This is a genomic window from Streptomyces sp. NPDC057963 (assembly GCF_042887155.1).
Lineage (GTDB): Bacteria > Actinomycetota > Actinomycetes > Streptomycetales > Streptomycetaceae > Streptomyces.
On the sequence record NZ_JBHVPX010000007.1, the window covers coordinates 197,501 to 223,310 of the forward strand.

Annotated in this window: 20 protein-coding genes, 3 tRNA genes and 2 pseudogenes; 13 read left to right on the forward strand and 12 right to left on the reverse strand. The window is 70.7% G+C overall.

The window, feature by feature from the left end; all coding sequences use genetic code 11:
• The first annotated feature begins 29 nt into the window (after nucleotides 1–29).
• A complete protein-coding gene (locus ACFVT1_RS18680) occupies nucleotides 30–818 on the forward strand; it encodes a sulfite exporter TauE/SafE family protein (protein ID WP_389796527.1) in 789 nt (262 codons plus the stop codon).
• 25 nt (nucleotides 819–843) lie between these two features.
• Here the strand turns inward: ACFVT1_RS18680 and ACFVT1_RS18685 are convergent, their stop codons facing one another.
• The 3 genes and pseudogenes from ACFVT1_RS18685 to ACFVT1_RS18695 all read right to left on the reverse strand — a co-directional run.
• Nucleotides 844–1,467, reverse strand: coding sequence for a class F sortase (locus ACFVT1_RS18685; protein WP_389796528.1), 624 nt, complete (start codon nucleotides 1,465–1,467; stop codon nucleotides 844–846).
• Nucleotides 1,468–1,590: 123 nt separating this feature from the next.
• Complete coding sequence (locus tag ACFVT1_RS18690) at nucleotides 1,591–2,229, reverse strand: hypothetical protein (protein WP_389796530.1); 639 nt, start codon at nucleotides 2,227–2,229, stop codon at nucleotides 1,591–1,593.
• A gap of 92 nt (nucleotides 2,230–2,321) precedes the next feature.
• A pseudogene (locus ACFVT1_RS18695) lies at nucleotides 2,322–2,732 on the reverse strand (DUF5990 family protein); the annotation flags it as partial.
• A 44-nt stretch (nucleotides 2,733–2,776) separates the two neighbouring features.
• On the opposite strand from ACFVT1_RS18695, the gene ACFVT1_RS18700 reads away from it, so the two are divergent.
• Nucleotides 2,777–3,337 (forward strand): hypothetical protein, encoded by a 561-nt coding sequence (locus ACFVT1_RS18700; protein WP_389796532.1) that lies wholly within the window; start codon nucleotides 2,777–2,779, stop codon nucleotides 3,335–3,337.
• Nucleotides 3,338–3,490: 153 nt separating this feature from the next.
• Nucleotides 3,491–3,850: pseudogene (locus ACFVT1_RS18705) on the forward strand (MFS transporter); the annotation flags it as partial.
• A 46-nt stretch (nucleotides 3,851–3,896) separates the two neighbouring features.
• Here the strand turns inward: ACFVT1_RS18705 and ACFVT1_RS18710 are convergent.
• Nucleotides 3,897–4,697: an aminotransferase class IV family protein gene (locus tag ACFVT1_RS18710; protein ID WP_389796533.1), complete on the reverse strand. Its 801-nt coding sequence runs from the start codon at nucleotides 4,695–4,697 to the stop codon at nucleotides 3,897–3,899.
• Nucleotides 4,698–4,785: 88 nt separating this feature from the next.
• On the opposite strand from ACFVT1_RS18710, the gene ACFVT1_RS18715 reads away from it, so the two are divergent.
• Together ACFVT1_RS18715 and cutA are read left to right on the forward strand one after the other, a co-directional pair.
• Nucleotides 4,786–5,421 carry an NADPH-dependent FMN reductase gene (locus tag ACFVT1_RS18715; protein ID WP_389796534.1) on the forward strand — a complete coding sequence of 212 codons (636 nt, stop codon included), beginning with the start codon at nucleotides 4,786–4,788 and terminating at the stop codon, nucleotides 5,419–5,421.
• An 85-nt stretch (nucleotides 5,422–5,506) separates the two neighbouring features.
• A complete protein-coding gene (gene cutA, locus ACFVT1_RS18720) occupies nucleotides 5,507–5,848 on the forward strand; it encodes a divalent-cation tolerance protein CutA (protein WP_389796536.1) in 342 nt (113 codons plus the stop codon).
• 28 nt (nucleotides 5,849–5,876) lie between these two features.
• Here the strand turns inward: cutA and ACFVT1_RS18725 are convergent, their stop codons facing one another.
• Nucleotides 5,877–6,590 (reverse strand): vancomycin high temperature exclusion protein, encoded by a 714-nt coding sequence (locus ACFVT1_RS18725; protein ID WP_389796538.1) that lies wholly within the window; start codon nucleotides 6,588–6,590, stop codon nucleotides 5,877–5,879.
• Between the two features lie 319 nt (nucleotides 6,591–6,909).
• Between ACFVT1_RS18725 and ACFVT1_RS18730 the strand changes: the two genes are divergently transcribed.
• The 5 genes from ACFVT1_RS18730 (at nucleotide 6,910) to ACFVT1_RS18750 (ending at nucleotide 13,396) form a co-directional block, all read left to right on the forward strand.
• Nucleotides 6,910–7,143, forward strand: a complete 234-nt coding sequence (locus tag ACFVT1_RS18730) for a hypothetical protein (RefSeq protein WP_389796540.1) — start codon at nucleotides 6,910–6,912, stop codon at nucleotides 7,141–7,143.
• Nucleotides 7,144–7,179: 36 nt separating this feature from the next.
• The gene (locus tag ACFVT1_RS18735) at nucleotides 7,180–8,508 is read left to right on the forward strand and encodes a deoxyguanosinetriphosphate triphosphohydrolase (protein WP_389796543.1); all 1,329 of its coding nucleotides are present in this window, start codon (nucleotides 7,180–7,182) and stop codon (nucleotides 8,506–8,508) included.
• 239 nt (nucleotides 8,509–8,747) lie between these two features.
• Nucleotides 8,748–10,007 carry an NAD(P)/FAD-dependent oxidoreductase gene (locus tag ACFVT1_RS18740; RefSeq protein ID WP_389796546.1) on the forward strand — a complete coding sequence of 420 codons (1,260 nt, stop codon included), beginning with the start codon at nucleotides 8,748–8,750 and terminating at the stop codon, nucleotides 10,005–10,007.
• Between the two features lie 106 nt (nucleotides 10,008–10,113).
• Nucleotides 10,114–12,021 (forward strand): DNA primase, encoded by a 1,908-nt coding sequence (dnaG, locus tag ACFVT1_RS18745; protein ID WP_389796548.1) that lies wholly within the window; start codon nucleotides 10,114–10,116, stop codon nucleotides 12,019–12,021.
• Nucleotides 12,022–12,301: 280 nt separating this feature from the next.
• Entirely contained in the window at nucleotides 12,302–13,396 is a 1,095-nt protein-coding gene (locus ACFVT1_RS18750) for an RNA polymerase sigma factor (RefSeq protein WP_389796947.1), read from the forward strand.
• Nucleotides 13,397–13,572: 176 nt separating this feature from the next.
• On the opposite strand, the gene ACFVT1_RS18755 is transcribed toward ACFVT1_RS18750, so the two are convergent.
• The 4 genes from ACFVT1_RS18755 to ACFVT1_RS18770 form a co-directional block, all read right to left on the reverse strand.
• On the reverse strand, nucleotides 13,573–15,504 hold the full coding sequence (locus ACFVT1_RS18755) for an ABC transporter ATP-binding protein (protein WP_389796550.1): 1,932 nt from the start codon (nucleotides 15,502–15,504) through the stop codon (nucleotides 13,573–13,575).
• Nucleotides 15,504–17,237 (reverse strand): ABC transporter ATP-binding protein, encoded by a 1,734-nt coding sequence (locus ACFVT1_RS18760; protein ID WP_389796553.1) that lies wholly within the window; start codon nucleotides 17,235–17,237, stop codon nucleotides 15,504–15,506. The genes ACFVT1_RS18755 and ACFVT1_RS18760 overlap by 1 nt, the downstream gene beginning before the upstream one ends.
• 168 nt (nucleotides 17,238–17,405) lie before the next feature.
• Nucleotides 17,406–18,851: an FGGY family carbohydrate kinase gene (locus ACFVT1_RS18765; RefSeq protein ID WP_389796555.1), complete on the reverse strand. Its 1,446-nt coding sequence runs from the start codon at nucleotides 18,849–18,851 to the stop codon at nucleotides 17,406–17,408.
• A 69-nt stretch (nucleotides 18,852–18,920) separates the two neighbouring features.
• Nucleotides 18,921–19,217 carry a YtxH domain-containing protein gene (locus ACFVT1_RS18770; RefSeq protein WP_389796556.1) on the reverse strand — a complete coding sequence of 99 codons (297 nt, stop codon included), beginning with the start codon at nucleotides 19,215–19,217 and terminating at the stop codon, nucleotides 18,921–18,923.
• A 183-nt stretch (nucleotides 19,218–19,400) separates the two neighbouring features.
• On the opposite strand from ACFVT1_RS18770, the gene ACFVT1_RS18775 reads away from it, so the two are divergent.
• From ACFVT1_RS18775 to ACFVT1_RS18785, 3 genes are all read left to right on the forward strand, one after another.
• Nucleotides 19,401–19,473, forward strand: a tRNA-Asn gene (locus tag ACFVT1_RS18775).
• Nucleotides 19,474–19,478: 5 nt separating this feature from the next.
• Nucleotides 19,479–19,551: transfer RNA gene (locus ACFVT1_RS18780), tRNA-Asn, on the forward strand.
• A 245-nt stretch (nucleotides 19,552–19,796) separates the two neighbouring features.
• Nucleotides 19,797–19,873, forward strand: a tRNA-Ile gene (locus tag ACFVT1_RS18785).
• A gap of 806 nt (nucleotides 19,874–20,679) precedes the next feature.
• On the opposite strand, the gene ACFVT1_RS18790 is transcribed toward ACFVT1_RS18785, so the two are convergent.
• The 3 genes from ACFVT1_RS18790 to ACFVT1_RS18800 form a co-directional block, all read right to left on the reverse strand.
• A complete protein-coding gene (locus tag ACFVT1_RS18790) occupies nucleotides 20,680–22,800 on the reverse strand; it encodes a right-handed parallel beta-helix repeat-containing protein (protein WP_389796559.1) in 2,121 nt (706 codons plus the stop codon).
• 496 nt (nucleotides 22,801–23,296) lie between these two features.
• Entirely contained in the window at nucleotides 23,297–24,568 is a 1,272-nt protein-coding gene (locus ACFVT1_RS18795; protein WP_389796560.1) for an MFS transporter, read from the reverse strand.
• On the reverse strand, nucleotides 24,565–25,719 hold the full coding sequence (locus ACFVT1_RS18800) for a PLP-dependent cysteine synthase family protein (RefSeq protein ID WP_389796562.1): 1,155 nt from the start codon (nucleotides 25,717–25,719) through the stop codon (nucleotides 24,565–24,567). Before ACFVT1_RS18800 ends, ACFVT1_RS18795 begins: the two co-directional genes overlap by 4 nt.
• Between the last annotated feature and the right edge of the window lie 91 nt (nucleotides 25,720–25,810).

Here is a 25,810-nt window from a genome sequence, read left to right on the forward strand (position 1 = left end):
GCAGGCGTCGCGTCCTTAGGGTCGCGATCATGCCTGACATAGCACTCACCACTCTGGTCGTCCTCTGCCTCGCCGCAGCGGCGGCGGGCTGGATCGACGCGGTGGTCGGCGGCGGCGGACTGCTCCTGCTGCCCGCCCTGCTGCTGGGTCTGCCCCACGTCCCGGCCGCGCACGTACTCGGCACCAACAAGGCGGTCGCGATCGTCGGAACGTCGGGCGCCGCCGTGACGTATGTGCGCAGGGCACCGGTCAAGGTCGGGACGGCCCTGCGGATCGGGCTCGCGGCCCTGGCCGGATCGATGACGGGTGCGTTCTTCGCCGCCGGGATCAGCAGCGAGGTGCTGCGCCCGGTGATCATGGTCGTGCTGCTGGCGGTCGCGGCGTTCGTGATGCTGCGCCCCTCGTTCGGCCGGGCACCCGACGACGGTGCGCGGCGCGAGGTCACCCGGGCCCGCACCGTCACCGCGATCGTGCTCGTCGGCGGCGGCATCGGCCTCTACGACGGGCTGTTCGGCCCCGGCACCGGTACCTTCCTCGTCCTGGCACTGACCGCGGTGCTCCACCTCGATCTGGTGACCGCGTCGGCCACGGCCAAGATCGTCAACGTCTTCACCAACGGCGGGGCGCTGGCGATGTTCGCGTACCAGGGCAATGTGATGTGGCAGCTGGCCGCGCTGATGGCGGTGTTCAACCTGGCGGGCAGCCTGATCGGGGCGCGGATGGCGCTCAGGAAGGGCAGCGAGTTCGTCCGCGGCGTCCTGCTGGTCGTGGTGTTCTCACTGGTCGCGAAGCTGGCGTTCGACCAGTGGACGGGGTGAACGGCGCGCACCGGGCGCGCCCGGTTCACCGCACTTTCGTGAGATGCGCGTACGCGACCACATTGCCCAGGTAGCCCGATGTCTTCGAGAAGCCGCCGCCGCAGGTGATCAACCGCAGCGAGGCGTAGGGCGAGGCGCCGTACACCCGCTTGTCGGGGAAGTCGTCGCTGTCGTAGACCTCGATCCCGTCGAGGGAGAAGACGGCGGTGCGTCCGTCCTGGCGGACCACCTCGACCTCGCTGCCCTTCTGTAACGTGCCCAGGTCGTAGAAGACCGACCGCCCCTGCGCGTTGTCGACGTGACCGGCGACGATCGCGCTGCCTCTGGAGCCCGGGGGAGTGCCGTCCCGGTACCAGCCGACGACATTGCGGTTCCCGGCCGGCGGCACGTCGAGACTGCCGTCGGCCCCGAGGCCCAGCCGGATCAGCGGGGCGTCCACCCGGATGCTGGGGATCCGGATGCGCACGGGCGCCGACGGCTTCAGGGGGTCGGCGACCGGAGACCCCGGCTGCGGCTCGGGGCCGGCGGCGAGGGCCTGTGCGGTGGTCGGCTGGGGCGGGATCAGCTGGGTGCCGGCGCCGTGGCGGATCAGCCAGACACCGGCCAGCGCCGCGAAGACCAGCAGCCAGCCCTTGACCTTCTGGGACACGGTCGTCCTCCGGGTGACGAAACGGAGACGGGAGGGGGCGGGGCGCGGGAGCGGCCCCGTCCCGGTGGCCGCGCGGCCACCGGGACGGACACCTGGCGGTACCGAGGCGTGAATCCGCCTCCGTCAGCCGGCTTCCTGCGTGCCGCTCGCCCGGCGACGCAGGAGCCAGGCTCCGCCGACGGCGGCCGCGGCGAGTACGCCGGCGCCCGCCGCGATCTGGGAGGTGTCGGACCGGACGCTGCCGCCGACGCCTGTTTTGACGTGCCCGCTGGGACCGGTGGGTACGGACGAGCCGTCACGTCCGGAGGACGAGCTGTCCTGCCCCGACGACGACTTGTCCCGACCCGACGACGAGGTGTCGCGTCCGGCGGAGCTGTCACGCCCGGACGACGAGCTGTCGTGCCGGCCCGAGCCTCCGTCCTCGGACGGGTTCCGGTTTCCGCTCCCGCGCTCGTTCGACCCCTGGTCCCTGGAGGGGGTGTCGATCCCGGAGAGGGCGTTGAGCCCGCCGACGGAGTCGAGCAGCGAGGGGACATTGAGGCCGAAGGGGGTGTTGCGCCCGGACCCGGCGGGGTTGTCCGTTCCGCCCCCGTCGTCGCCCTGTGCCGCCGGGGCGCCGTTGGCCCGCGCCACGGCCGCCGGACCGGCCCGCAGGGCGCCGGCGTCACCCGCGTATGCGGGCGCACCGGCGGTGAAGAGTCCGAGCGCGGCTATGGTGACCGCGGAAGCGGCGGTACCGGTCACTGGGCGAGCAGGACGCATGGGGGTTCCTCCGGCAATGGCGCGAGTGGGTGTGTCCTGACCCGAGCTAACGGGCGGCCCACCGCACATGCCTGCTGACATCGAGTCAGCTTTCACCCGAACGGCCCGGCGCGGCATCCTTGCCAAGATGCATGTGTGCAGGTCAACGCCATGATCGAAAAGAGGGTGGCCGGCCCTGCGGCATCCGGTGCCGATCGGGTGACGCCACGCCGAAGAAGAGTGGCGTACGTCACATGCATGACCTCGCGGAGGTCGGGCACACGTCTGACACCCCCCACGGGACGGTGCACCAGGCCGCCCCCGGCCGCCGCCCCCACCGGGCCCACCCCCCCTGGGCCCGGTGGGGGCGGTTCCGTACCGGAGCGGCCCGCGGTACGGCCTTCTCGGGACGGCGCGGCGGCGGACCACGCGACGACCGGCGGCCGCACCCGGGCGCAGGGCGGCCGTCCCCTGCCGTCGGAGAGGGGCAGTCGCGCGGTGAGGTGCGGAGCCCGTCGCCTCGCAGCGTCCGGGGGTGTTGTCCGAAGCGGTGGTTACGATCCCGCTCATGCGTCTTGAGGATCAGCTGGAAAGGCTGGCGGAACTGGGGCTGCCGCTCGCGGCCGGCCGGGCCGTGGACGAGTTGCTGTACTCGTGGCCGCGGGAGGCGTACGAGCGCAAGCCATTCGACCTGGTGCTGTTCGCGCTGGGCTGCGCGGTCGAGGACGAGCCGTGGGAGCGGTGGTTCTGCGACCGGGCGTGGCACTTCGACACCGAGTGCGTCCGCGGCCGGGGTTCGTACGTGGCGATCGCCCGGCAGCTGTGCCGGATCGCCGGCCGGCCGGACGCCCTGTCCGGCCTGCGGGATCACGTCGACCTCGGCACGGAGGAGGCGTGGATCGCATACACGGCCGACGGCCGGCGGGTCGACTGGGCCATCGACGTCAGGGACGACTGGGCCGACCTGATGGTGGTCGGCTATCTCATGGACGAGCTGGAACACGGGGACCGGCGCTTCCATGTCCGGCACAACGGCCAGGCCATGACGCTCTTCTTCCTCGACGACGACGCGGCCGCGCGGCTCAACGCGCTGGCCGGCGGACAGGTGGTCGCTCCCTTCCCGGGGTAGCGGCCCGCCCGCCGGGCCGGTCGCCGCCACGTTGAGCCGCGCGGGCGATGAATTGTCTGCAGGCAGCGACCAACGTCCCCCTCGGTGGCGCCGGTGCCCGACCACCGCAGCCGGACAGGCTTGTTCACCCCGCCGCTGGGCAGCTTCTCCACGCTTCCCGTGTTTGCTCTGCTCATCCCGTTGACCGTCGGCGGAGCCGGGATCCTGCTCTTTGTGACCGGCGGCTTCTGCGTCGCCGCGGGTGTCGTGGCCGGCAACATCATCAAGGCGAGCTTCCCACAACGCTATTGCCCGCCGGATCTCCTCGGTCGCCTCACCGCAAGCGCCGCGTTCCTCAGCTACGGAACGATCCCCGTCGGAGCACTGCTCGGCGGCACGCTCGGAACCGCGCTCGGCGTCCGCACAGCAATGGCGATCACGACAGCAGGGGTCCCGCTCGCCGGCGGTTCCCCGGCAAGGCCCGCACCGACCCGAAGTGGGCGACCGCCCTGGTCAGGGCCCGGCTGCTGTTGACGAACCGCGAAGTCCCCCGGCCACCGGCCCGTGACGCCGCGCGGTGTCAGACCGTGTCCCACGGCGCGGCGTCGTACGCCTGCCCGATCCGCTCCATCAGCTCCTCGTCCACCGTGAACTCGACCCCGTCGATCCGCCCGACCGGTGCGATGCCCTGGGAGTTGGTGAGGAACGCCGAGCGGTACGCGCCCAGCCCGTCCAGTGTCACCGGACGCCGCACGGACTCCAGGCCCGCGCCGGGCAGCTCCCGCTCCAGCAGCGCCATGGTGATGCCGAGCAGGGAGGGGGCGGCGGGCCAGACGACGGAAGCGCCGTCCCAGAAGCCGACGTTGGTGATCGCCCCCTCCGTCACCGCACCGTCCGGCATGGTCAGCAGGGCCTCGTCGAACCCGGCGCGTGCGGCGAGCCTCGCGTAGTACGTCTGGCCGAACTCGCCGGGGCGCTTGATGTGCGGCACGGTCCGGGCGAACGGGACGGACATCAGGCCGTGCGGTTCGGTGGACTTCCGCGCGGGCCCGCGCACCGTGACCATGACGGTCGTCTCCGTGTCGCCCGGCGGCAGGAAGCCGTACACCCGCGTCGAGGCGTCCCGCACCCCGGCACCGTCCAACGCGTGCCGGATCAGCTTGCGGACCCGCTCCCCGTCCAGCGCGTGGTCGAACAGCTCCTGGTTCGCCGAGTCCAGCCGGGCCAGATGCAGGGCGAGGCCGCGCACCTTTCCGTCCCTGACCTGCATGGCCGTGAAATGACCGTAGTTGAGGAAGGCGGGAATCCGCAGATCCGCCTCGGTGGCCGGGTGTCCGTCGAACTCGGCGTACGGGAACGGCGTGGGAGGGGGAATCGTCATGCGGTCCACCGTATGCCGGGAGGGACGAGGGCGGCCGCCGGCGGGCAGAGCTTGACCTCAACCATGGTTGACATATGAGCCTCTCCCCATGGACCTCACCACAGCATCCTCGTCCGCTACTGCTACCGCCACCGCTACCGCCTCGGCCGCGCCCCTCAGGGTCGCGGTCCTCCTCGCGAGCAACCGCGAAGGGCGGTTCGCCCCCGTCGTCTCCGACTGGTTCCTCTCGCGCACCGCCGGCCACCCCGGCATCGAGACCGATCTGGTCGATCTCGCGGAACTGGATCTCCCGATCGCCCTCTCCTACCGGCCCGACGCCGGAGCGCGGGCCCAACTGGCTGCCGTCTCCCCCAGGTTGGCGGCAGCCGATGCCTTCGTCGTCATCACCCCCGAGTACAACCACTCGTACCCGGCCCCGCTGAAGAACCTCATCGACTGGCACCATGCCGAATGGCAGGCCAAACCCGTCGCCTTCGTCTCGTACGGCGGAGTCTCCGGCGGCCTGCGGGCCGTCGAGCATCTCCGGCAGGTCTTCGCGGAGCTGCACACCGTCGGCATCCGCGAAACCGTGTCGTTCCACAACGCGGGCGCCCTGTTCGACGAGGAGGGCAGGCACAAGGACCCCTCGGGCTGCGACGCGGCCGCCGAGGCGCTGCTCGACCAGCTGGTCTGGTGGGGGCGCGCGCTGCGCGACGCCAAGGCCGTCCGCCCGTACGGCATCTGACCACCGGGCCCTGCGCCGTGCCGCGACGCCCCCGACAATGGAGGGACCCCCGATGACCCGGTGACCCGCAGCGAGGAGACCGAAGGTGACGACGACGACGCCGTGGCTGACCGTACTGACCACGACGGACAGCGAGGAGAAGGCCCGGTCCCTGGCCCAGGGCGCGGTGGAGGCACGGCTCGCCGCCTGCGTGCAGATCTCCGCGCCCGTCACCTCGGTCTACCGCTGGCAGAACGCCATCGAGAGCACCGAGGAATGGCAGCTGCTGTTCAAGACGACGGCCGAGCGGTACGGCGAACTGGAGGCCCACCTCCTGGCGGCGCACGACTACGAGACACCCGAGATCATCGCGATCCCGGTCGTACGCGGCAGCGCCCGCTACCTCGACTGGGTCGCGGCCGAGACCGCCCCGGTCGCACCCCTGTAGAACCGGGCACCCGCCCCGGGGTCCGCCCTCAACGCTCGTCCGCCGCCAGGGCCTCCCCGATCCCGGGCTCCTCGGGGCCCAGGAACTGCGGGTCCGGCTTGAACACGGCGTCCAGCGCCGCCTTCCCCGCCGCGAACACCTCCCGCGTTCCGCCGTAGTACCAGGTCGCATCGTGTACGGCGTCGACGCCGACCCCGTACGCGTCGATCCCCGCGGTCCGGCACAACGCGATCGCCCGCCGGATGTGGAACCCCTGGCTCACCAGCACCGCGCGGTCGACGCCGAAGATCTTCTTGGCCCGGACGCACGAGTCCCAGGTGTCGAATCCGGCGAAGTCGCTCACGATCCGCTTGTCCGGCACGCCGTGCGCCCGGAGATACGTGCGCATGGCGTCCGGCTCGTCGTACTCCTTGCGGCTGTTGTCACCGGTCACGAGCACGACCTTCACCTTCCCGTTCCGGTACAGCTCGGCGGCGGCCTTGAGGCGGTTGGCGAGGTACGGCGACGGCTTGCCCTTCCAGAGACCGGCCCCGAACACCACGGCGACCTGCTGCGCGGGTACGTCCGCGGTCGTCCGGACCCGGGCGTCGGCGACGGAGCGCATCCAGGTCGCGGGCGCCAGCGCCACCACACAGGCGAGCATCACCGCCTGCACGGCCCGCCGTTGCCCGCGCCGCGTCCGCGGCCACCGCGGCCGCAGTCGCCGAAGCCGCCCCAGCCGTCCCGGCTGCTTCTCCCGCATGCGTGTCCCCTGTTCCCGCTGTTCGTGCCCTGCGCCCGTCCGTGCCCCGGGCCGTGCCGCTGTTCCACATGAGCCGCTGTTCCACATGATCGGACGACCGGCGGGGGCGAAGGGTTCTCCATCTCCCGATTTCGTTATTTTCGTTACCGTTTCCGATCTCGCCGTGGACGCTTCGGCACGACGGCGCCACGCACCGGCCCGGAACCGGGGCGGACGGCCGGGTGACCGCCGCCGCGCACGAGCATCCGAAGGAGCGGAACCGCCCCAGCCGTCACCCCCGCGCAACGGTGCGGCAACCTCGGCCCCGCATCATCGGTCCATGACGGAGCCGGCACAGGCACATCCGGACGAGTCCCTGCCCCTCGACAGCACGGCGCAACTGCTGACCCGCATCACCGCGCAACTCGGCACCCAGCTCAGCCTCGTCGCCCGGAACGGAACCCGGCGGACCGCCGCAGGGGCCCCCTCGCCGGGGTCCGTCCGGCGGATCGCGGCCGGCGCCGAGGCGACCGAACAGCCCCTTCCCCCGGCCGTCCGCCGCGCACCCGCCTGAGCCGTGCTGTCGGTGCGGCCGATTACTGTCGGAACCATGGACGGTACGCAGGAAACCCGGCACACCTCGGACACACAGGACCACGGCACGGCCCCCTACCGCGCCGCCGACGCCGAGCGCTGGGACACCGAACCGGACAAACGGCCCGGCCGTACCGCGTTCCAGCGCGACCGCGCCCGGGTGCTGCACTCCGCCGCGCTGCGCCGGCTCGCCGGGAAGACCCAGGTCGTCACCCCCGGCACCCGCAGCCACGCCTGGGACGCCAGCCCGCGGACCCGGCTCACCCACTCCCTGGAATGCGCCCAGGTCGGCCGCGAGCTCGGGGCGGCGCTCGGCTGCGACCCCGATCTGGTCGAGACGGCCTGTCTCGCCCACGACCTGGGCCACCCGCCGTTCGGACACAACGGGGAACAGGCACTCAACGACTTCGCGTCGGACTGCGGGGGCTTCGAGGGCAACGCCCAGTCGCTGCGCCTGCTGACCCGGCTCGAACCGAAGCGGTTCGTGCCCGACACCCGGACCGGCGAGCTGGTCAGCGTCGGACTCAACCTGACCCGTGCCTCCCTGGACGCCGCCACCAAGTACCCGTGGCCGCGCGGCGGGCACCCCTTCGACCCCGGTTCGCCGAAATTCGGGGTGTACGAGGACGACCTGCCCGTCTTCGAGTGGGCCCGCCGCGGCGCCCCGGAGCACCGCACATGCTTCGAGGCCCAGGTCATGGACTGGTCCGACGACGTCGCGTACTCGGTGCACGACTTCGAGGACGGGCTGCACGCCGGGCACATCGACCCCGACCGCCTCCACGCCGAGCCCGAGCGGAACGCGATCTGGGAAGTCGCCATCGGCCGCTACGTCCCGGCGGACACCGACCCCGGGGAGCTGGCCGAGGCCCTGGACCGGCTCATCGGCCAGGACTGGTGGCCGCACGGCTACGACGGGTCCGCGGTCGCGCAGGCCCGGCTGAAGGACGCGACGAGCCAGCTGATCGGCCGGTTCTGCCTCGCCGCCGAGACCGGCACCCGGCTGGCGTACGGAACGGGCCGGCTCAGCCGGTACGCGGCCGAGCTCGTCGTCCCCCGCGAGGCACGCAACGAGTGCGCCGTCCTCAAGGCGGTCGCCGACCGGTACGTCATGCAGCGCGCCGAGCAGGAGGCGATCCGCGCCGACCAGCGGATCGTCATCGCGGAACTGGCCGCCGCGCTGACCGCACGCGCCCCGGAGGGGCTGGAGCCGCAGTTCCGGGCCCTGTTCGACGCCGCGTCCGGGGACAGGGCCCGCAAGCGGGTCCTCGTCGACCAGATCGCCGCCCTGACCGACGCCTCGGCACGCTCCCTGCACGCGACCCTCACCGCGCGCCGCCGCTGACCGGAGCCCCGTCACCCGACCGGCCGCTCCGCCCCGGCCCCTCGCACCATCCCGCCGACCGGACCCGGGGTCTTTCGTTTGGATCACGCCGGGCTCGCTCCCGGGCTTGCCCGCGACCACTGGGTGTGACCTGATCGGGGTAGACCCTCTTTCGCCATCACGCTGCGTGCGGGACGCTCGCAGTCGGGCCCCGAGCAGCAGGCACAGACCCCGAGCAGCAAGCACAGAGGAGACATCACGTGGTCGACGCACATCGGACGTTCGTCATCGTCGGCGGAGGACTGGCAGGCGCGAAGGCGGCCGAGACACTCCGGACGGAGGGCTTCAGCGGCCGGGTGATCCTGCTCGGCGATGAACGCGACCATCCGTACGAACGGCCTCCGCTCTCCAAGGGCTACCTGTCCGGCAAGGAGGAACGGGACAGCGTCTTCGTCCACGAGACCGCCTGGTACGCGGGCGCCGACATCGAGCTCCATCTGGGCCAGCCCGTCACCGGCCTCGACCGGGAGGACCGCTCCGTACAGCTCGGCGACGGCACCGTCGTCCACTACGACAAGCTGCTGCTCGCCACCGGGGCCGAGCCGCGCCGCCTGCCCATTCCGGGTACGGACCTGGCCGGCGTCCACCATCTGCGCCGCCTCGCCCACGCCGACCGGCTGCGCAACGTGCTGACCTCCCTCGGCCGCGACAACGGCCACCTGGTGATCGCCGGGGCCGGCTGGATCGGCCTGGAGGTCGCGGCGGCGGCGCGCGGGTACGGCGCAGAGGTCACCGTCGTCGAACCGGAGCCGACCCCGCTGCACCAGGTCGTCGGCCCCGAACTCGGCCAGATCTTCACCGATCTGCACAGCGACCACGGCGTCCGCTTCCACTTCGGCGTCCGCCTCACCGAGATCATCGGCCAGGACGGCCTGGTCCTCGCGGTCCGCACCGACGACGGCGAGGAGCACCCCGCCCACGACGTGCTCGCCGCGATCGGCGCCGCCCCCCGCACCGGCCTCGCCGAAGCCGCGGGGCTCGCCATGGCCGCGCACAAGGACGGCGGCGGCATCGCGGTCGACGCCTCGCTGCGCACCTCCGACCCGCACATCTTCGCGGCCGGGGACGTCGCCAACATGGCCCATCCGCTGCTCGGCACCCGGCTGCGGGTGGAGCACTGGGCGAACGCGCTGAACAGCGGCCCGGCCGCGGCCCGCGCCATGCTCGGCCAGGAGGTCCGCTACGACCGGGTGCCGTACTTCTTCTCCGACCAGTACGACCTCGGTCTCGAATACTCGGGCTGGGCACCGCCGGGCAGCTACGACCAGGTGGTCATCCGCGGCGACGCCGGCAAGCGCGAGTTCATCGCCTTCTGGCTGAAGGACCGCCGGGTGCTGGCCGGGATGAACGTCAACGTGTGGGACGTCACCGAGGCCGTCCAGGAACTGGTCCGGTCCGGCCGGCAGATCGACCCGGACGCGCTGGCGGACCCGTCGGTTCCGCTGACCTCCCTGAGCTGAACGGGAACCGGACCGCGCCGCGCCGAGCCGGTCCGCGCCCCGCCGGGTTCCACGGATCACGACGGCGCGCGGCACGGCTGTCGTACCCCACCCGTAGACTTCACCCGTGGCAGGCAGGATCAATGACGACGATGTGAAGGCGGTACGGGACGCGGTCCCGATCGACGCCGTCGTTTCCGAGTATCTCCAGCTGCGCAACGCGGGCGGTGGCAACCTCAAGGGGCTCTGTCCGTTCCACGACGAGAAGTCCCCCTCCTTCCAGGTCAGCCCGAGCAAGGGTCTCTTCCACTGCTTCGGCTGCCAGGAGGGCGGCGACACGATCGCCTTCGTGCAGAAGATCGACCATCTGACGTTCGCGGAGGTCGTCGAGCGGCTCGCCGCCAAGGCGGGCATCACCCTGCGGTACGAGGAGGGCGGGTACAACCCCTCCCACCAGCGCGGTGAGCGCATCCGGCTGGTCGAGGCGCACAAGGCGGCCGCCCAGTTCTACGTCGAGCAGCTGGACGGCCCCGAGGCCGAGATCGGCCGGAAGTTCCTCGCCGGGCGCGGCTTCGACCAGGCGGCGGCAGCCCACTTCGGCGTCGGCTACAGCCCGGCGGGCTGGGACCACCTCACCCGCTATCTGCGCGGCAAGGGCTTCAGCGACAAGGAGCTGATCACCTCCGGCCTCTCCCAGGACGGCAGGCGCGGCCCCATCGACCGCTTCCGCGGCCGGCTGATGTGGCCGATCCGGGACACCTCCGGCGAGGTCGTCGGCTTCGGCGCCCGCAAGCTGCGCGACGACGACAACGGACCCAAGTACCTCAACACCCCCGAGACCGCGATCTACAAGAAGTCCCAGGTGCTCTACGGCATCGACCTGGCGAAGAAGGAGATCGCGAAGGCCAGCCGGGCCGTGGTCGTCGAGGGCTACACCGACGTCATGGCCTGCCATCTCGCCGGGGTCACCACCGCCATCGCCACCTGCGGCACGGCCTTCGGCGGCGACCACATCAAGATCCTGCGCCGCCTCCTGATGGACAACGGCAGCGCCCGGGTGATCTTCACCTTCGACGGTGACGCGGCCGGCCAGAAGGCCGCGCTGCGCGCCTTCGAGGACGACCAGAAGTTCGCCGCCGAGACGTACATCGCGATCGCCCCGGACAACATGGACCCGTGCGATCTGCGCCTGGTCAAGGGCGACGAGGCCGTCCGCGACCTGGTCGAACCCCGCACGCCGCTCTTCGAGTTCGCGCTCCGCCAGATCGTCGGCCGGTACGACCTGGAGACCCCGGCGGGCCGCGGCGCCGCGCTCGACGAGGCGGCGCCCGTCGTCGCCCGGATCAAGAACAGCTCCTCGCAGCACGAGGTCGCCGTCCAACTGGCCGGCATGCTCGGCATCCTGGACACCCAGTTCGTGGTCAAGCGCGTCGGCCAGCTCGCCCGCTGGGCCCGCGAGCGGGGCGATCAGCGGGGCCCCGCACCGGCCCCGTCCCGCGGCGGCCCCCAGCACCACCAGGTCCGGGCCCCCGCCGCCCCCTCGGGCCCCGCTCTCAACCTCCGCAGCCCCGCCCACCGCACGGAGCGCGAGCTGCTGAAGCTGGCCCTGCAGAAGCCCGCCCTGGTCGCCCCGGCCTTCGACGCCTACGGGGCCGACGAGTTCACCGCCCCGCCGTACGCCGCGGTCCGGCAGTGCATCGCGGAGGCGGGCGGCGCCGAAACGGGCGTCCCGGAGACCCGTGACTACCTGGTCCAGGTCCTGGAATCGGCCCCCGACGACACGGTGCGCAACCTGGTCACCGAGCTCGCGGTGGAGGTCTTCCACGGCAAGACCATCGACGAGACCTACGCGGGCATGCAGCTCGTCCAGGTCCGCCTGCGCGCCGTCGACCGCCGGATCGGCGACGTCCAGGGCAGCCTCGCCCGCCTCGGCAGCAATGTGGCCCCGGACCACCTGGCGGCCGCGCAGAACGAGGTCTGGGTCCTCCAGCAGTACGCCCAGTCCCTGCGCAACAACGGCGCCGACGCGCTCTGACACGCTCTGACGCGAGGCCCCTGCCCCGCAGCCGCGCCGGCGCACCGGATCCACCCGGCCGCCGTCCCCGCCGCGATCGCGGCGCGGACCCGAAAGGTCCGCCGTCCCCGTAACCGCACGGTCACGGACCGGACTCAGAAAGTCCCCGCACGCCCCTCGTGGCAGCGATGTGTCTTCCCCCACACTGGGGGCGGTGCCTGAGTCATCGGAGCGCGGCCAGCCCACCGAACGGTGGCCTCCATCCCCGCGGTCCGGCAGCGATCACCTGGAGGTCGCCCACGTGCAGACCCGGACCATGACCGAAACCGAGCATGTCTCGGCCATCCCCGCGCAGAACCGGGCCGTGCGTCATCCGGAGACCGTGGCGGAGCCGCAGACACCGTCCGACCCGCCCGAGGCACTCATGGAGGAGCCGCCGGAGGCGCCCGAACCCCCGGAGCCCAGAGGCCGCCCGGAGACCGCGGGCCCGTCCTCCGACCTCTTCCGCCAGTACCTGCGGGAGATCGGCCGGATCCCGCTGCTCACCGCGGCCGACGAGGTGGAACTCGCCCGCCGCGTCGAGGCCGGTCTCTTCGCCGAGGAGCGGCTCGCGAGCACCCCGGACCCGGACACCCGGCTGGCCGTCGACCTCGACCGGCTGGTGGTCATGGGGCGGATGGCGAAGCGCCGCCTCATCGAGGCCAACCTCCGCCTCGTCGTCTCCGTCGCCAAACGCTATGTCGGCCGCGGGCTGACCATGCTCGATCTGGTCCAGGAGGGAAACCTCGGACTGATCAGGGCGGTCGAGAAGTTCGACTACGCCCGGGGCTACAAGTTCTCGACGTACGCGACCTGGTGGATCCGTCAGGCCATGTCCCGCGCCCTCGCCGACCAGGCGCGGACCATACGGGTCCCGGTCCATGTCGTCGAGCTGATCAACCGGGTCGTACGCGTCCAGCGCCGGATGCTCCAGGAACGCGGCTGCGAGCCGACGCCCGAGGAGGTCGCCGACCAGCTCGACCTCACCCCGGAGCGGGTCGGCGAAGTCCTGCGGCTCGCCCAGGAACCCGTCTCGCTGCACGCCCCGGTCGGCGAGGAGGACGATGTCGCCCTCGGCGACCTGATCGAGGACGGCGACGCCGCGTCCCCGGTCGAGTCCGCCGCGTTCCTGCTGCTGCGCGAGCACCTGGAAGCGGTGCTCTCCACCCTCAACGAGCGCGAGCGGAAGGTGGTCCAGCTGCGCTACGGGCTGGTCGACGGGCGGCCCCGCACACTGGAGGAGATCGGCCGGATCTTCGGCGTGACACGCGAACGCATCCGCCAGATCGAGTCCAAGACCCTCAACAAGCTGCGGGACCACGCCTTCGCCGACCAGCTCCGCGGCTACCTCGACTGACCACGTGAGGGGGCCCGCACCACCGGTCGGTGGTACGGGCCCCCTCACGCGCCGGCCGTTCGTTCCGGCCCGACCGGGCGTATTGATCACGAGCGTGGTTGTCGTGATCGATACGCCCGGCGCCTCTCGTTCGGATCACCCCGCTCCCCGATCCGGCCTGATCCAAACGGAAGGCCCTAGTCGACTTCGGCGACCGCCTGCGCGAACTGCGCCGAGTACAACCGGGCGTACGCCCCCTCGGCCGCCAGCAGTTCGTCGTGCGTGCCCTGTTCGACGATCGAGCCGTTCTCCATCACCAGGATGATGTCGGCATCCCGGATGGTGGAGAGCCGGTGCGCGATCACAAAGCTCGTACGACCGTGCGCCAGGCGCGCCATCGCCTTCTGGATCAGTACCTCGGTGCGGGTGTCGACGGAGCTCGTCGCCTCGTCGAGCACCAGGATCACCGGGTCGGACAGGAACGCCCGCGCGATGGTGATCAGCTGCTTCTCGCCCGCGCTGACGCCGGAGCCGTCGTCGTCGATCACCGTGTCGTAACCGTCCGGCAGGGTACGGATGAAGCGGTCCGCGTGGGCCGCCTTCGCCGCCTCCTCGATCTCCTCCCGGGTGACCTCGCGCGAAGCGCCGTACGCGATGTTCTCCGCGATCGACCCGCCGAACAGCCAGGTGTCCTGGAGGACCATGCCGATCCCCGACCGCACGTCGTCGCGGGACATCTTCGCCACGTCGACCCCGTCGAGGGTGATCCGGCCGCCCGACACCTCGTAGAACCGCAGCAGCAGATTGACGAGCGTGGTCTTGCCGGCGCCGGTCGGACCGACGATCGCGACGGTGTGACCCGGCTCGACGTTCAGCGACAGGTCCTCGATGAGCGGCTTCTCCGGGGAGTAGCGGAACGACACCTTCTCCAGCGAGACGCTGCCCCGCGGCTGCTCGGGACGCTCGCCCTCGCCGGGCGCGGGGTCGGGACCCTGCTCCTCGGCGTCCAGCAGCTCGAAGATCCGCTCGGCCGACGCGACACCCGACTGCACCAGGTTCGCCATCGAGGCGACCTGCGTCAGCGGCAACGAGAACTGCCGCGAGTACTGGATGAACGCCTGCACGTCACCGATCGACAGCGTCCCCGAAGCGACCCGCAGACCACCGACGACGGCGATCAGCACATAGTTCAGGTTGGAGACGAACATCATCAGCGGCTGCATGATCCCGCTGTTGAACTGCGCCTTGAAACCCGCCTCGTACAGCGCCTCGTTCTGCTCGGCGAAGTCCCTCGCGGACTCCTCCTGCCGCCCGAAGACCTTCACCAGGGTGTGCCCGGTGTACATCTCCTCGATATGGGCGTTGAGCTTGCCCGTCACCCTCCACTGCTGCACGAACTGCGGCTGGGACCGCTTGCCGACCTTCGCGGCCACGACCACCGAGAGCGGCACCGTCACCAGCGCCACCAGCGCCAGCAGCGGCGAGACCCAGAACATCATGATCAGTACGCCGATGATGGTGAGCAGGGAGTTGATGAGCTGGCCCATCGTCTGCTGCATCGTCTGCGAGATGTTGTCGATGTCGTTCGTCGCCCGGCTGAGGACCTCGCCGCGCTTGGCCTGGTCGAAGTACGACAGCGGCAGCCGCGACAGCTTCGTCTGGATGTCCTCGCGCAGCTGGAACACGACCTGGTTGATGATCCGGATCGACAGCCGGGTCCCCACCAGCATCAGCAGCCCGGCACCGACGTAGATGGTCAGCGCCACCAGCAGCACGTTGCCCACCGCGCCGAAGTCGATGCCGTGACCGGGGACGAAGTCCACCCCGGAGAGCATGTCGGCGAGGCCGCTGTTGGTCTTGCGCAGGCCCTCGACGGCCTGCTCCTTCGTCGTGCCGTCGGGCATCTGCCGGCCGATCACACCGGCGAACACCAGGTCGGTGGCCCTGCCGAGGATCTTCGGCCCGACCACCGACAGGCCGACGCTCAGCACGGAGGCCGCCAGCATCACGTACAGCGAGGTCTTCTCCGAGGCGAAGCGCTTCAGCAGCCGCTTCGAGGACCCCTTGAAGTCCATGGACCGGTCGGTCGGCGCCCCGCCCGCCATCATGCGTCCGCCAGGACCGGCCATTACGCGGCCTCCGCTTCCGTCAGCTGGGAGAGCACGATCTCCCGGTACGTTTCATTGCCGTCCATCAGTTCGTGATGGGTGCCGGAGCCGACGACCCGGCCCTCGTCCAGCACCAGGATCCGGTCGGCGTCGCGGATGGTGGACACCCGCTGCGCCACGATGACGACGGTCGCCTCGGCCGTCTCCAGTGAGAGAGCCCCGCGCAGCGCGGCGTCGGTCGCGTAGTCGAGCGCGGAGAACGAGTCGTCGAAGAGGTAGATCTCCGGTCGCTGCACCAGCGTCCTGGCGATCGCCAGACGCTGCCGCTGGCCGCCGGAGACATTGGTGCCGCCCTGCGCGATCGGCGCGTCCAGGCCGTGCTCCAGGGCCTCGACGAACTCCTTGGCCTGCGCGACCTCCAGCGCGTGCCAGAGCTCCTCGTCGGTGGCGTCCGGGTTTCCGTACCGAAGGTTCGTCGCGACGGTCCCGGAGAACAGATACGGCTTCTGCGGTACGAGACTCACGGTCTTCGCCAGCAGCGTCGGCTCCAGCGTCCGGACGTCCGTGCCGTCGACCAGCACCTGGCCGTCCGTCACGTCGAACAGCCGCGGTACGAGCCCGAGCAGCGTCGACTTCCCGCTGCCCGTCGAGCCGATGATGGCGGTGGTCTCGCCGGGGCGGGCCACCAGATCCACCGACCGCAGCACCGGCTCCTCGGCGCCCGGGTAGCGGAAGTCCGCGCCGCGGACCTCCAGATGACCGTGGGCCAGCAGTTCGCGGACCGGCTTGACCGGCGGAACCACGCTCGACTCGGTCTCCAGGACCTCCTGGATGCGCTCGGCGCAGACCTCGGCGCGCGGCACCATGATGAACATGAAGGTGGCCATCATCACCGACATGACGATCTGCATCAGATAGGTGAGGAACGCGGTCAGCGCCCCGATCTGCATGCCGCCGCTGTCGATGCGGTGGGCACCGAACCAGACCACGGCGATCGACGACACGTTCACGACCGTCATCACGGTCGGGAACATCAGCGCCATCAGCCGGCCCGTGGACAGCGCCACGTCGGTCAGCTCGTTGTTGGCGCCGCGGAAACGCTCTTCCTCGTAGCGGTCGCGGACGAAGGCACGGATGACCCGGTTGCCGGTGATCTGCTCGCGCAGCACCCGGTTCACGGTGTCGAGCCGCTCCTGCATGGTGCGGAACAGCGGCCGCATCCGCTTGACGATCAGGCTCACCGCGATGCCGAGCACCGGCACCACCGCGAGCAGCACCGCCGACAGCGGGACGTCCTGGCCGAGCGCCATGATGATGCCGCCGACACACATGATCGGCGCCGAAACCATCAGGGTGAACGTCATCAGCACCAGCATCTGGACCTGCTGGACGTCATTGGTCGTACGTGTGATCAGCGAAGGTGCGCCGAACCGTCCGACCTCACGTGCCGAGAACGACTGCACCCGGTCGAAGATCGACGCCCGGACATCGCGGCCGAGGGCGGACGCGGTGCGGGCGCCGTAGTAGACGGCCCCCATGTTGCAGACCACCTGGCAGATGCTGACGGCGATCATGATGCCGCCGAACTCCAGGATGTAGCCCGTGTCCCCCTTGACTACGCCGCTGTCGATGATGTCGGCGTTCAGGGTGGGCAGGTAGAGGCTGGCACAGGTCTGCAGGAACTGGAGGAGGACCAGCAGCAGGATGGGTTTCTTGTACGGACCGAGATAGGCCCGCAGGAGTTTTATGAGCACGCGTGTCTCTCGGAGTCGGCAGAGGGCGGGAGGCGACCCATTTTCCGGCACGGCGGAGAGGGTCCGCGAACGATTTTATTCAAGACCAGGTCAAAAAAAAGACCGAGTACACGAGCGGAAGATCGATTTCCGCCGGTGTACCCGGTCCTGCCGCGCGCGGTGGGCGGCTCAGGGCGCGGAGTCGAACGCCCCGGGATGGATCTGGTCCCGCGTCGCCACGTACTGCTGGCGGACCGCCTGCCCGCCCGCCAGCTCCTCGCCCGGCTCCAGCACCTGCGCCGCGGCGCCCTGCCAGGCCGGGGGAGTGAGCGGATCGGCCGTCCCCTGCGAGACCGCCAGCGCCCAGGCCGCCTGCCGGGCAGCGCCCAGCGCCGCGTACTCGGCGGGCTGCGGCACGACCACCTGCGTACCGAACAGCGCGGGTGCGAGCCCCTGTACGGCGGGCAGTTCGGCCGCCGCCCCCAGCAGGAACACCCGCCGCACCTCGGCACCGCGACCGCGCAGCACGTCGAGCGCGTCGGCCAGCGAGCACAGCATCCCCTCGAACGCCGCCCGTGCCAGATGCTCCGGCTTCATCGATTCGCGCCGCAACCCGCACAGCGTCCCCGCCGTGTGCGGCAGATGCGGGGTCCGCTCGCCCTCCAGATACGGCAGGAGCACCAGCCCGGAGGAGCCCGGCGTCGACTTCAGCGCCAGCGCGGACAGCTCCTCCAGCCCCTCCACGCCCAGCATTTCGGCGGTCCCGCGCAACGCGCGTACCGCGTTCGACGTGTACACCACCGGCAGATGCATCCCCGTCGCGTCCGCGAACGAGGTGATCATCCCGCTCTGGTCGGACAGCGCCTCGTGGTGCACCGCCATCACCGAACCCGAAGCGCCCAGCGACACCACCGCGTCGCCGACCCCGACCCCCAGCCCGAGCGCTGCCGCCATGGTCTCACCGGTCCCCGCGGAGATCAGCAGACCCTCGGGTGTCGTCCCGGCCGCGTCGGAGGGGCCGAGCACCTCGGGCAGCGCGGCCTGGTGCCCCAGGGCGAGCTCCACCAGATCGGGCCGGTAGGAACCACTGCCCGCCGACCAGTAACCGGTGCCGGACGCCGCGCCCCGGTCGGTGGTCCGCCGGGCCGGCCGACCCAGCAGCTGCCACACGAGCCAGTCGTGCGGCTGCAGCACCGAGGCCACGCGCCGGGCCGCCTCCGGCTCGGTCCGTGCCAGCCAGCGCAGCTTCGACACCGGCTGCGCGGCCTGCGGCACCGTCCCGACCGCCTCGGCCCAGGACTGCCGCCCGCCGAGCCCGTCGACCAGATCGGCCGCGGCAGCCTGCGCCCGCCTGTCGTTGCCGAGCAGCGCCGGACGGACGAGATTGCCCTGGTGGTCCAGCGGTATCAGGCCGTGCTGCTGCGCGGAGACACCGATGGCCTGCACGCCTTCGAGCAGCCCGCCGCCGGCGGCCTCACCGAGTGAGAGCAGCCATGCCTGCGGGTCGACCTCGGTGGCCTTCGCCTCGACGGGGTGTGCGGCGTACCCCCGGCGCAGCACCGCGCCCGTGTCCGCGTCGCAGACGACGATGTGCGTGAAGGCGGAAGAACTGTCCAAGCCGGCGACTATGCCCATGCGCACGATTCTGCCGCACCGCCGGAGTGTTTCCGTACCGGTGGTGCGGCGAGGACGGGCGGGTCCCGGCTATGTGTTGGAGGTGCCCCAGTCGTCCTCGCCGTTCCGGCCGTACTGCCTGCGGTCCCGCAGCGAGCGCACCCGGTCGGCCACCGAGGCGGGCATCTTCTCGCCGACCGCGTGGCAGGCCCTGCCAGCCAGATCGCGGCCGCTCTGCGCCGCCGACTCGGCGGTGTTGCGCACGGCGGGGTTCTCGGCGAACCGGCGTGCGGACTTCTTCATCTGCTCGTAGCGCTCGCGCCCGGCCCGCGTGCCGATCACGTATCCGAGGGCCAGTCCGGCGATGAACGTGAGCCGGTACCGCATGGCTGCCACCCTTCCTTGGCTGAGTGCGACGTGTGCTGCCCCGCCTACCCGCGGGCACCCGAGATCACCCCGGGCGATACCGATTGGCAAAGCACCCCCCTGCTTGCGCTAATGTATGTGTCGCAGCGAACGCGCGCCGCCCGGCAGTAGCCAGGTAGGTGGGGTCCGGTGCAAACGCAGCAATCCCCTGTAGCTCAATTGGCAGAGCAGCCGGCTGTTAACCGGCAGGTTACTGGTTCGAGTCCAGTCGGGGGAGCGCGATCCCCTGTAGCTCAATTGGCAGAGCATTCGGCTGTTAACCGGAGGGTTACTGGTTCGAGTCCAGTCGGGGGAGCGGATCGGAAGAGGGCCCTGCGGGGTCCTTTTTCGTGTGCCCGCGACCGTCCGGCGCCGCGATGGGCGGCGTGGTGCGGGTGGGGTTCACGTAACTCTTTCGCGTCCACTTCGCGCCGCCCGGAACCGGGCGGGGTACGGCGCAGTCTTCATGGTCATGAGTAGCCGACCATCCGGAGCGAGAGATCGTATGACCGGCTATGCTGCGGCAGACGGCGCGCACACTTGTACGCGCCACGCCGAAAAGGGGCGGTAGCTCAGCCGGTTAGAGCAGCGGACTCATAATCCGTCGGCCGTGGGTTCGAGTCCCACCCGCCCCACCATGAAACCTCAGGCAGAATCGATCTGACCTGGGGTTTCGGTTATTTCAAGATCGCTAACCCGGTGGCAGGGTCGACGTACGGACCAAGGTATCGGGCTTGTGTGACCGAAGTGTGACCGCACCATCCAGCGGTGTGTCGCAGCAGCCCGCGGTGTGACCGCAGTTGAGACCTGCCCTCACGCTGCTCGCTCCTGGCCGTCGTCCTCGCGGGCGCCCTTCCTGCCCTTCGTGTCGCGTGGGACGACAAAGTGTCGTTGATCCGTTTGATGGTGGCCGGGCCGGTGGTCTTCCTGAGCCCTTTACGCCCTTCCCTCAGCGCACCGTTCGCCGCTATGTACGCGGCCCGCAGCGGGCGCCGCTCCTGGACCGTCTTCGCCTGGACCCACGCCCGCTGAGCGTCTTCCATGGCGGTCGCCAGCTCCTCGACACGAGCTCGGTGGATCACGCGCTTCGCGTTGGCCTCTTCCACCGCGTCGTACATGGCCTCCATGTGCGCGGGCGCAAGCCGCGGCGCCCGATGTGGCCGAGGTGCGGGATGAGGTAGTTGGCGATGTGCTCCGCGTAGCCATGGCTCGTCGTGCGTGCCAGGGTGCGCTTTCTCTTGAGCCAGGACGTCAGGTACTCCTCCATGGTCTCGTCGGAGAGCACGGTGGCGCACCACGCGATGTCACACAGACCGTCCCTCCGGCCGGGAAACACCTCGCGCCCCGCTCCGGGTTTCCGGAACGGAGCGCGAGGTGAGCGGCTTACGAAACGGAGTTCCCCCGGCTGTCAGGTTTTCCGGGCTGAAGGGTTTCCTGCCTGCCGTCAGATCTGTTCCTGGCTGTCGGATCCCACCTCGTTGTAGGACCTCTTGTGCCCGGGCTTCTTGTGCGGCGGCTTGTGGTGCGGGGGCTTGGGGGGCCGCGGCTTGCTGATGTCGATGGTGACCTCGGCGGGCTCGCTGGCTACCTGGTTGCCCTGCGGGTCGGTTCCCGCCGCCACCGCCACATTGGTGACGGGGCAGAGCTTGCCGTCACCGCCGCCGGCCCTGGTCTTCTTGCAGGCGTCGGCGTCGGCCTGGGTGATCGTGTACGTACCGCGGCAGGTCGTGCTGGCACCCGGCGCCAGCGTGGTCGCGTCGCAGGTGACCTTGGTGACGCGGTTGTCGCGGACCAGCACGCCGTGCAGGTCGGTGCTGCCGGTGTTGGTGACGGTGTAGGAGTACTGCACCTTCTTCCCGACGGTGTACGGACCGGGCGTGACCACGCGCTTCTTCAGGGCGATCGAGCCCGTGACCTCGAAGTTCAGGCACACCTTCTCGTGGTCGATCACGGCGCAGATCAACTCGGGCCTGGGTTGGCCGGCAGGCCAGGTGGTGATGGCGTGCAGCAACGCGTTGGTGACCACCTGACTTGGCGTCACGACGCCCGGATTGGCGGTGAAGGTGGTCAGCACCGGGTGGAAGAACGGGCCGGCCGGCGTGCCGCCGTCGGAATCGTTCTGCAGGCTGGCAGTGATCTGCGCCTGCTGTCCGGCCGCGATGTCGGCGGGCACGGAGTGGATCGTCAGGACCAGCCAGGGCCGGAAGTCGATCTGCCCGACCGCCGTCCCGGCCACGTGATCGCAGCCTGTGCCGTTCGGCATGTCGTTGCAGCCCCACCAGTTGAACCGCGCGTCGATGTCCGCGCCAGGATCATTGTTGACCAGGCCGTTCCCGGAGCCACTGTCGACGATCCGGTTGTAGTGGACCGTCATCGGCCCGCTATAGGCGCCGTCCGCGACGAAGATGCCCGAGCCACCCGATCCAGTGATGGTGTTCTGCGTGATCGTGGCATCGGAACTGGGTGTCGTCTGGCCGCGCAAGGTGAAGCCGATGGCATCGTGGCCGGAGCCGATGATGCGGTTGTTGCGCAGAGTGACGCCACGGGTGTTGGAGATTTCCACGCCGAAGCGGCCGGTGACCGTTCCGGTCCGCTCGATGGCGTTGTCCGCGACGGTGATGTCCGTGTTCGTCACCGCGGCGAACCCGGTGAAGAGCAGGATGCCGCCGTGGGTCTTGTCGGCGATCGTGTTGTGCGTGATCGCGATGTTGTGGCAGGCGCCGGACACCTGAACGCCGCTGAAGCCGCCGATCATGCTGTTCCGCGTGACGACGGCGTCCGAGACGACGACGAAGACGACCGGGAACTCGCCGTCCATGTTGTTGTCGGCGATGGTGATGTTCTTGGTCGCCCCCGGGACTTCGCCTCCGGCGATGTTGATCGGCGCGTTGCCGTTGTCCTGGAACTTGTTGTGCGAGAACGTCGCGTTCGCCAGCGGTCGGAAGGTGAAGACCCCGTTGCCCTGCGATCCGGGGTGGAGTGTGGCGTTGTTGTTGTTGATGAAGAGGTTCTGCTGGAAGACCGAGGGGACGGCACCGTCGGAGGACGGCGCGAATCCCTTGAGGTTGTTCGAGAAGATGTTGTTCTCGACCTGGTAGCCGCTGAAGTTCTCGCTGGTGGTCACCCCCGCGCCGTCGGCGTTGCCAGTGAAGGTGAAACCGTCGATCGACACCCCATTGGCCTGTGCGATCCACATGTCCTCTTGGATCGGGGTGTTGAGCGTGGTCGTGATGACCGTTTCACCCGGGCCGCCGGGGGTGCGGGTGCGGGCGTCCACGCCGGCCTGGGCGCCTTGGAAATGCAGGTCGGCCTTCCGGATGACCAAAGGAGTGGTCATGACGTAGGTGCCCGCCTGCACTCTGATGGTGTCTCCGGGGGCGGCCTCGTTGTAGGCGAACGGGATCGATGCGCACGGCGCGGCGGCCGAGCCGCACCCCGGTGTGTCGGCCCCGGTGGTCGCGACGTTGATGACAGTCGCAGCGGCGGCCGGGGACGCGGCCCCCACCAGCGGGGCCACTACGCCGAGCACACCCGCCAGGAGATAAGCGGGCCATCGTCTGTTCATCGAAAGGGACCTCCCAAGCCTTGATTACAATGCGTACCGGATCGTAGCGGTGGGTAACTCGATCACGGTGGATGCGCACGCCGACGCGTACGAGCACGCACGCCCGGGTCGCTCCCTGGGCGCATGCGGATGGGCATGCACATGCGCCCGGGGCGCCGTCCGCCCACCCGCAGGCTGCGCGGCCGACTCGGCCCTCGCCGATCCGCTCGGCGCCCCACGGCACCAGTTCCCGCATGCGCGTCGTCTCCGGCGACCGCGTCCGTTGTTGTTGTCCCCCCGGCTGCACGTCCCTTGGGACAGCAACGTAGGTGGGACCGGGACGAAGACGGCTTCTGGCCGGGCGGCGAGTTCTCTGCATGCGTTCGTGACGCCGCGTCGCCTTCGCCGCCCAGGGCGAGCGGAGGCGCCGGGCCGCACTCGGCTCGCCTGCGCGGGGCACGTCCACGCAGCGGGAGAGCGATGAGCGGCCCGGACGCCGTTCCGTGCGGTGGCCGGGTCAGACGGGCAGCGGCACGGGTGCCGGGGTGCCGATGCGGCCGGTGCGCGCGAGTCCGTACACGGCGCCGGCACAACCCAGCCCGGTCGCCGTCAGTGCCGCCCAGGTGAGCCACAGCGCGTGATGGGCGGAGGCGAAGTCCCACAGCGCACCGGTGGCCAGGTTCCCCAGCGTGATACCGAGGCCGGAGACGGTGTTGTAGAGGCCGTAGTGCGTGGCCACCAGCCGGTTGCCGGAGAGGGCCACGACGGTGTCCATCTCCAGCGGGTAGACCACCGCACCGCCCGCCGCCAGCAGGACGACGGCCGCCGCCAGGGCCGCCAGTTCGACCGGGGGCTGCCACATCCCCGGTCCGGCGGCCTGGGCCAGGGCGAGCGGAGTGAACGCCAGGCCCATCGCGGCCAGCCCGCGCACCATCGCCTGCGGGCGGTTCCATCGCGCCTTCGCCCAGGCGGTCAGCCTGAGCTGCCCGGCGACCGCCACCGCGGCGGAGAGTACGAACAGGCCGCTCGTGGCCTTCGTGCCGTCCGCGCCGAGCGCGGCGTCGGCGGCCATGGGCAGGGCCAGATAGACCTGGAAGGTCAGTACGTAGGAGCCGATCATCGCGAGCGAGAACAGCAGGAACGGCCGGTTGGCCACCACCTGGCGCCACTGCGCGAGCACTCCGCCCGCGCCCCCGCCGTCCTTGGCGGCGGTGGCGCGGCGGGCAGGCAGCGCACGGCCCTGGAGCACGGTGAGCGCGGCGAAAATGGTGGCCGCGACGGTGCACACCAGGCGGAAGTCGGCTGCCAGCAGGGCGAGTCCGACCAACGGGCCGAGCAGCATCCCGGCCTGGTAGTAGACGTTGAACGCGGCGAAGGCGTCCACCCGCCGCTCGCCGGCCTCGGCGGCGAGGTAGGCGCGTACGGCCGGGTTGAACAGGGCCCCGGCGAACCCGGTGGCGGCCGATGCGGCCACCAGCGCGGGCACGCTGTCGACCCACCCCAGCAGGGCGAACCCGCCGGTGCGCAGCAGACAGCCGACCATGATCGGGGCCTTGTAGCCGAAGCGGTCGGCGAGGGTGCCGCCGATCAGGAACATGCCCTGCTGGGAGAAGTTCCGCACCCCCAGCACGAGGCCGACCGCCCAGGCCGCCAGCCCCAGTTGCCCGGCGAGGTGAGCGGCGAGATAGGGCATGAGCATGTAGAACGCGAGGTTGATGGCGAACTGGTTCACCATCAGCAACCGCACCGCCGGAGAGAAGCTCCGTGCCGTCGTCACCAGCGCCTTCACCGGGTCACCCCCGCCGGCCCGAGCTTCTCGGCTGCCGTACGTGTGGTCCCGGCCAGGGGGTCGAGGACCGCCGTGCAGCGGCTCCAGCGGACGACGACCCGCTCGCGGGGATGCGCCAGCTCGTCCGGCGCGTCGGCGGGCTCCCGGCCGAGCAACTGGTGGGTACGGCACCAGGCGTCGTCGAAGACCGTACCCACATACCTCTGCGGTCCGTCGGGGAACACCGCGGCGATCCGTGTCTCCGCCGCCGATGTGGCGGCAAGCCGGCGGGCGACCAGCGCGACCGCACCCACGCTCCACCCGCCCGTCGCGTACCGGGCCTTCGCCAGCGCGCGGGCCGACCAGACCGCCTCGCCGGCGGCGACCCAGTGCACCTCGTCGAACAGGGCGTAGTCGACGTTGCGCGGGTAGATGCTGGAGCCCAGCCCCCGCATCAGCCTCGGTGCGGCGGGCTGACCGAAGATCGTGGAACCGCAGGTGTCGACCCCCACGATCCGCAAGGCGGGGAAGAAGCCGCGCAGCACCCGGCCGATGCCGGCCGAGTGCCCGCCGGTGCCCACGCTCACCACCAGCGTGTCGATGCGGCCGAGCTGGGCGACCAGCTCGTGGGCCAACGGGGCGTAGGCGGCCACGTTGTCGGGGTTGTGGTACTGATCCGGACACCAGGCGTCCGGCCGTGTCGCCAGCAGCTGGTCGACCTTCTCGCGGCGGGCCTGCTGCCAGCCGCCCACCGGATGCGGGTCGGTCACCCCATGCAGTTCGGCGCCGTAGGCGGTGAGCAGGCCGCGCATCAGCGGCTCCATGCCGGGGTCGGTGACCACCGCCACCGGATGCCCGAACGTCACCCCGGCCAGCGCCAGGCCCAGACCCAACGTGCCGGAAGTGGACTCCACGATCGGCGCTCCGGGCAGCAGCTCGCCGCGTTCGCGTGCGCGGGCCACCATGTACAGAGCGGTCCGGTCCTTGATCCCGCCAGGGTTTTGGCCTTCGAGTTTCGCCCAGAACCCGTGGCCGGTGGTGGTGAACGGCTCACCGACCCAGAGCAGCGGGGTGTCGCCGACGAGTCCGGCCGGCGTTTGCGCGGCTGGTCCGGACGCGGGCAACTGGGCAGGTGAACAGGCAGAGGTGGTGCGGGTGTACAGAGATGTCATCGCGTGTGGTCTCCCGCGGCCTCGCCCTTCGGCGGGCCGCGTGTTCGTGACGGCTGTTCAGGACGCGTGAACGCCACCGCGGTACGACGGG

Bases quoted from the DNA above. Each gene is read 5' to 3' on its own strand.
- ACFVT1_RS18765 (WP_389796555.1), bottom strand. From the start codon at position 18,851: ATGGGCATAGTCGCCGGCTTGGACAGTTCTTCCGCCTTCACGCACATC.
- ACFVT1_RS18770 (WP_389796556.1), bottom strand. From the start codon at position 19,217: ATGCGGTACCGGCTCACGTTCATCGCCGGACTGGCCCTCGGATACGTG.
- ACFVT1_RS18725 (WP_389796538.1), bottom strand. From the start codon at position 6,590: ATGCGGGAGAAGCAGCCGGGACGGCTGGGGCGGCTTCGGCGACTGCGG.
- ACFVT1_RS18755 (WP_389796550.1), bottom strand. From the start codon at position 15,504: ATGGCCGGTCCTGGCGGACGCATGATGGCGGGCGGGGCGCCGACCGAC.
- ACFVT1_RS18800 (WP_389796562.1), bottom strand. From the start codon at position 25,719: ATGACATCTCTGTACACCCGCACCACCTCTGCCTGTTCACCTGCCCAG.
- ACFVT1_RS18715 (WP_389796534.1), top strand. From the start codon at position 4,786: ATGGACCTCACCACAGCATCCTCGTCCGCTACTGCTACCGCCACCGCT.
- ACFVT1_RS18730 (WP_389796540.1), top strand. From the start codon at position 6,910: ATGACGGAGCCGGCACAGGCACATCCGGACGAGTCCCTGCCCCTCGAC.
- ACFVT1_RS18680 (WP_389796527.1), top strand. From the start codon at position 30: ATGCCTGACATAGCACTCACCACTCTGGTCGTCCTCTGCCTCGCCGCA.
- ACFVT1_RS18735 (WP_389796543.1), top strand. From the start codon at position 7,180: ATGGACGGTACGCAGGAAACCCGGCACACCTCGGACACACAGGACCAC.
- ACFVT1_RS18690 (WP_389796530.1), bottom strand. From the start codon at position 2,229: ATGCGTCCTGCTCGCCCAGTGACCGGTACCGCCGCTTCCGCGGTCACC.
- ACFVT1_RS18700 (WP_389796532.1), top strand. From the start codon at position 2,777: ATGCGTCTTGAGGATCAGCTGGAAAGGCTGGCGGAACTGGGGCTGCCG.
- ACFVT1_RS18710 (WP_389796533.1), bottom strand. From the start codon at position 4,697: ATGACGATTCCCCCTCCCACGCCGTTCCCGTACGCCGAGTTCGACGGA.
- ACFVT1_RS18790 (WP_389796559.1), bottom strand. From the start codon at position 22,800: ATGAACAGACGATGGCCCGCTTATCTCCTGGCGGGTGTGCTCGGCGTA.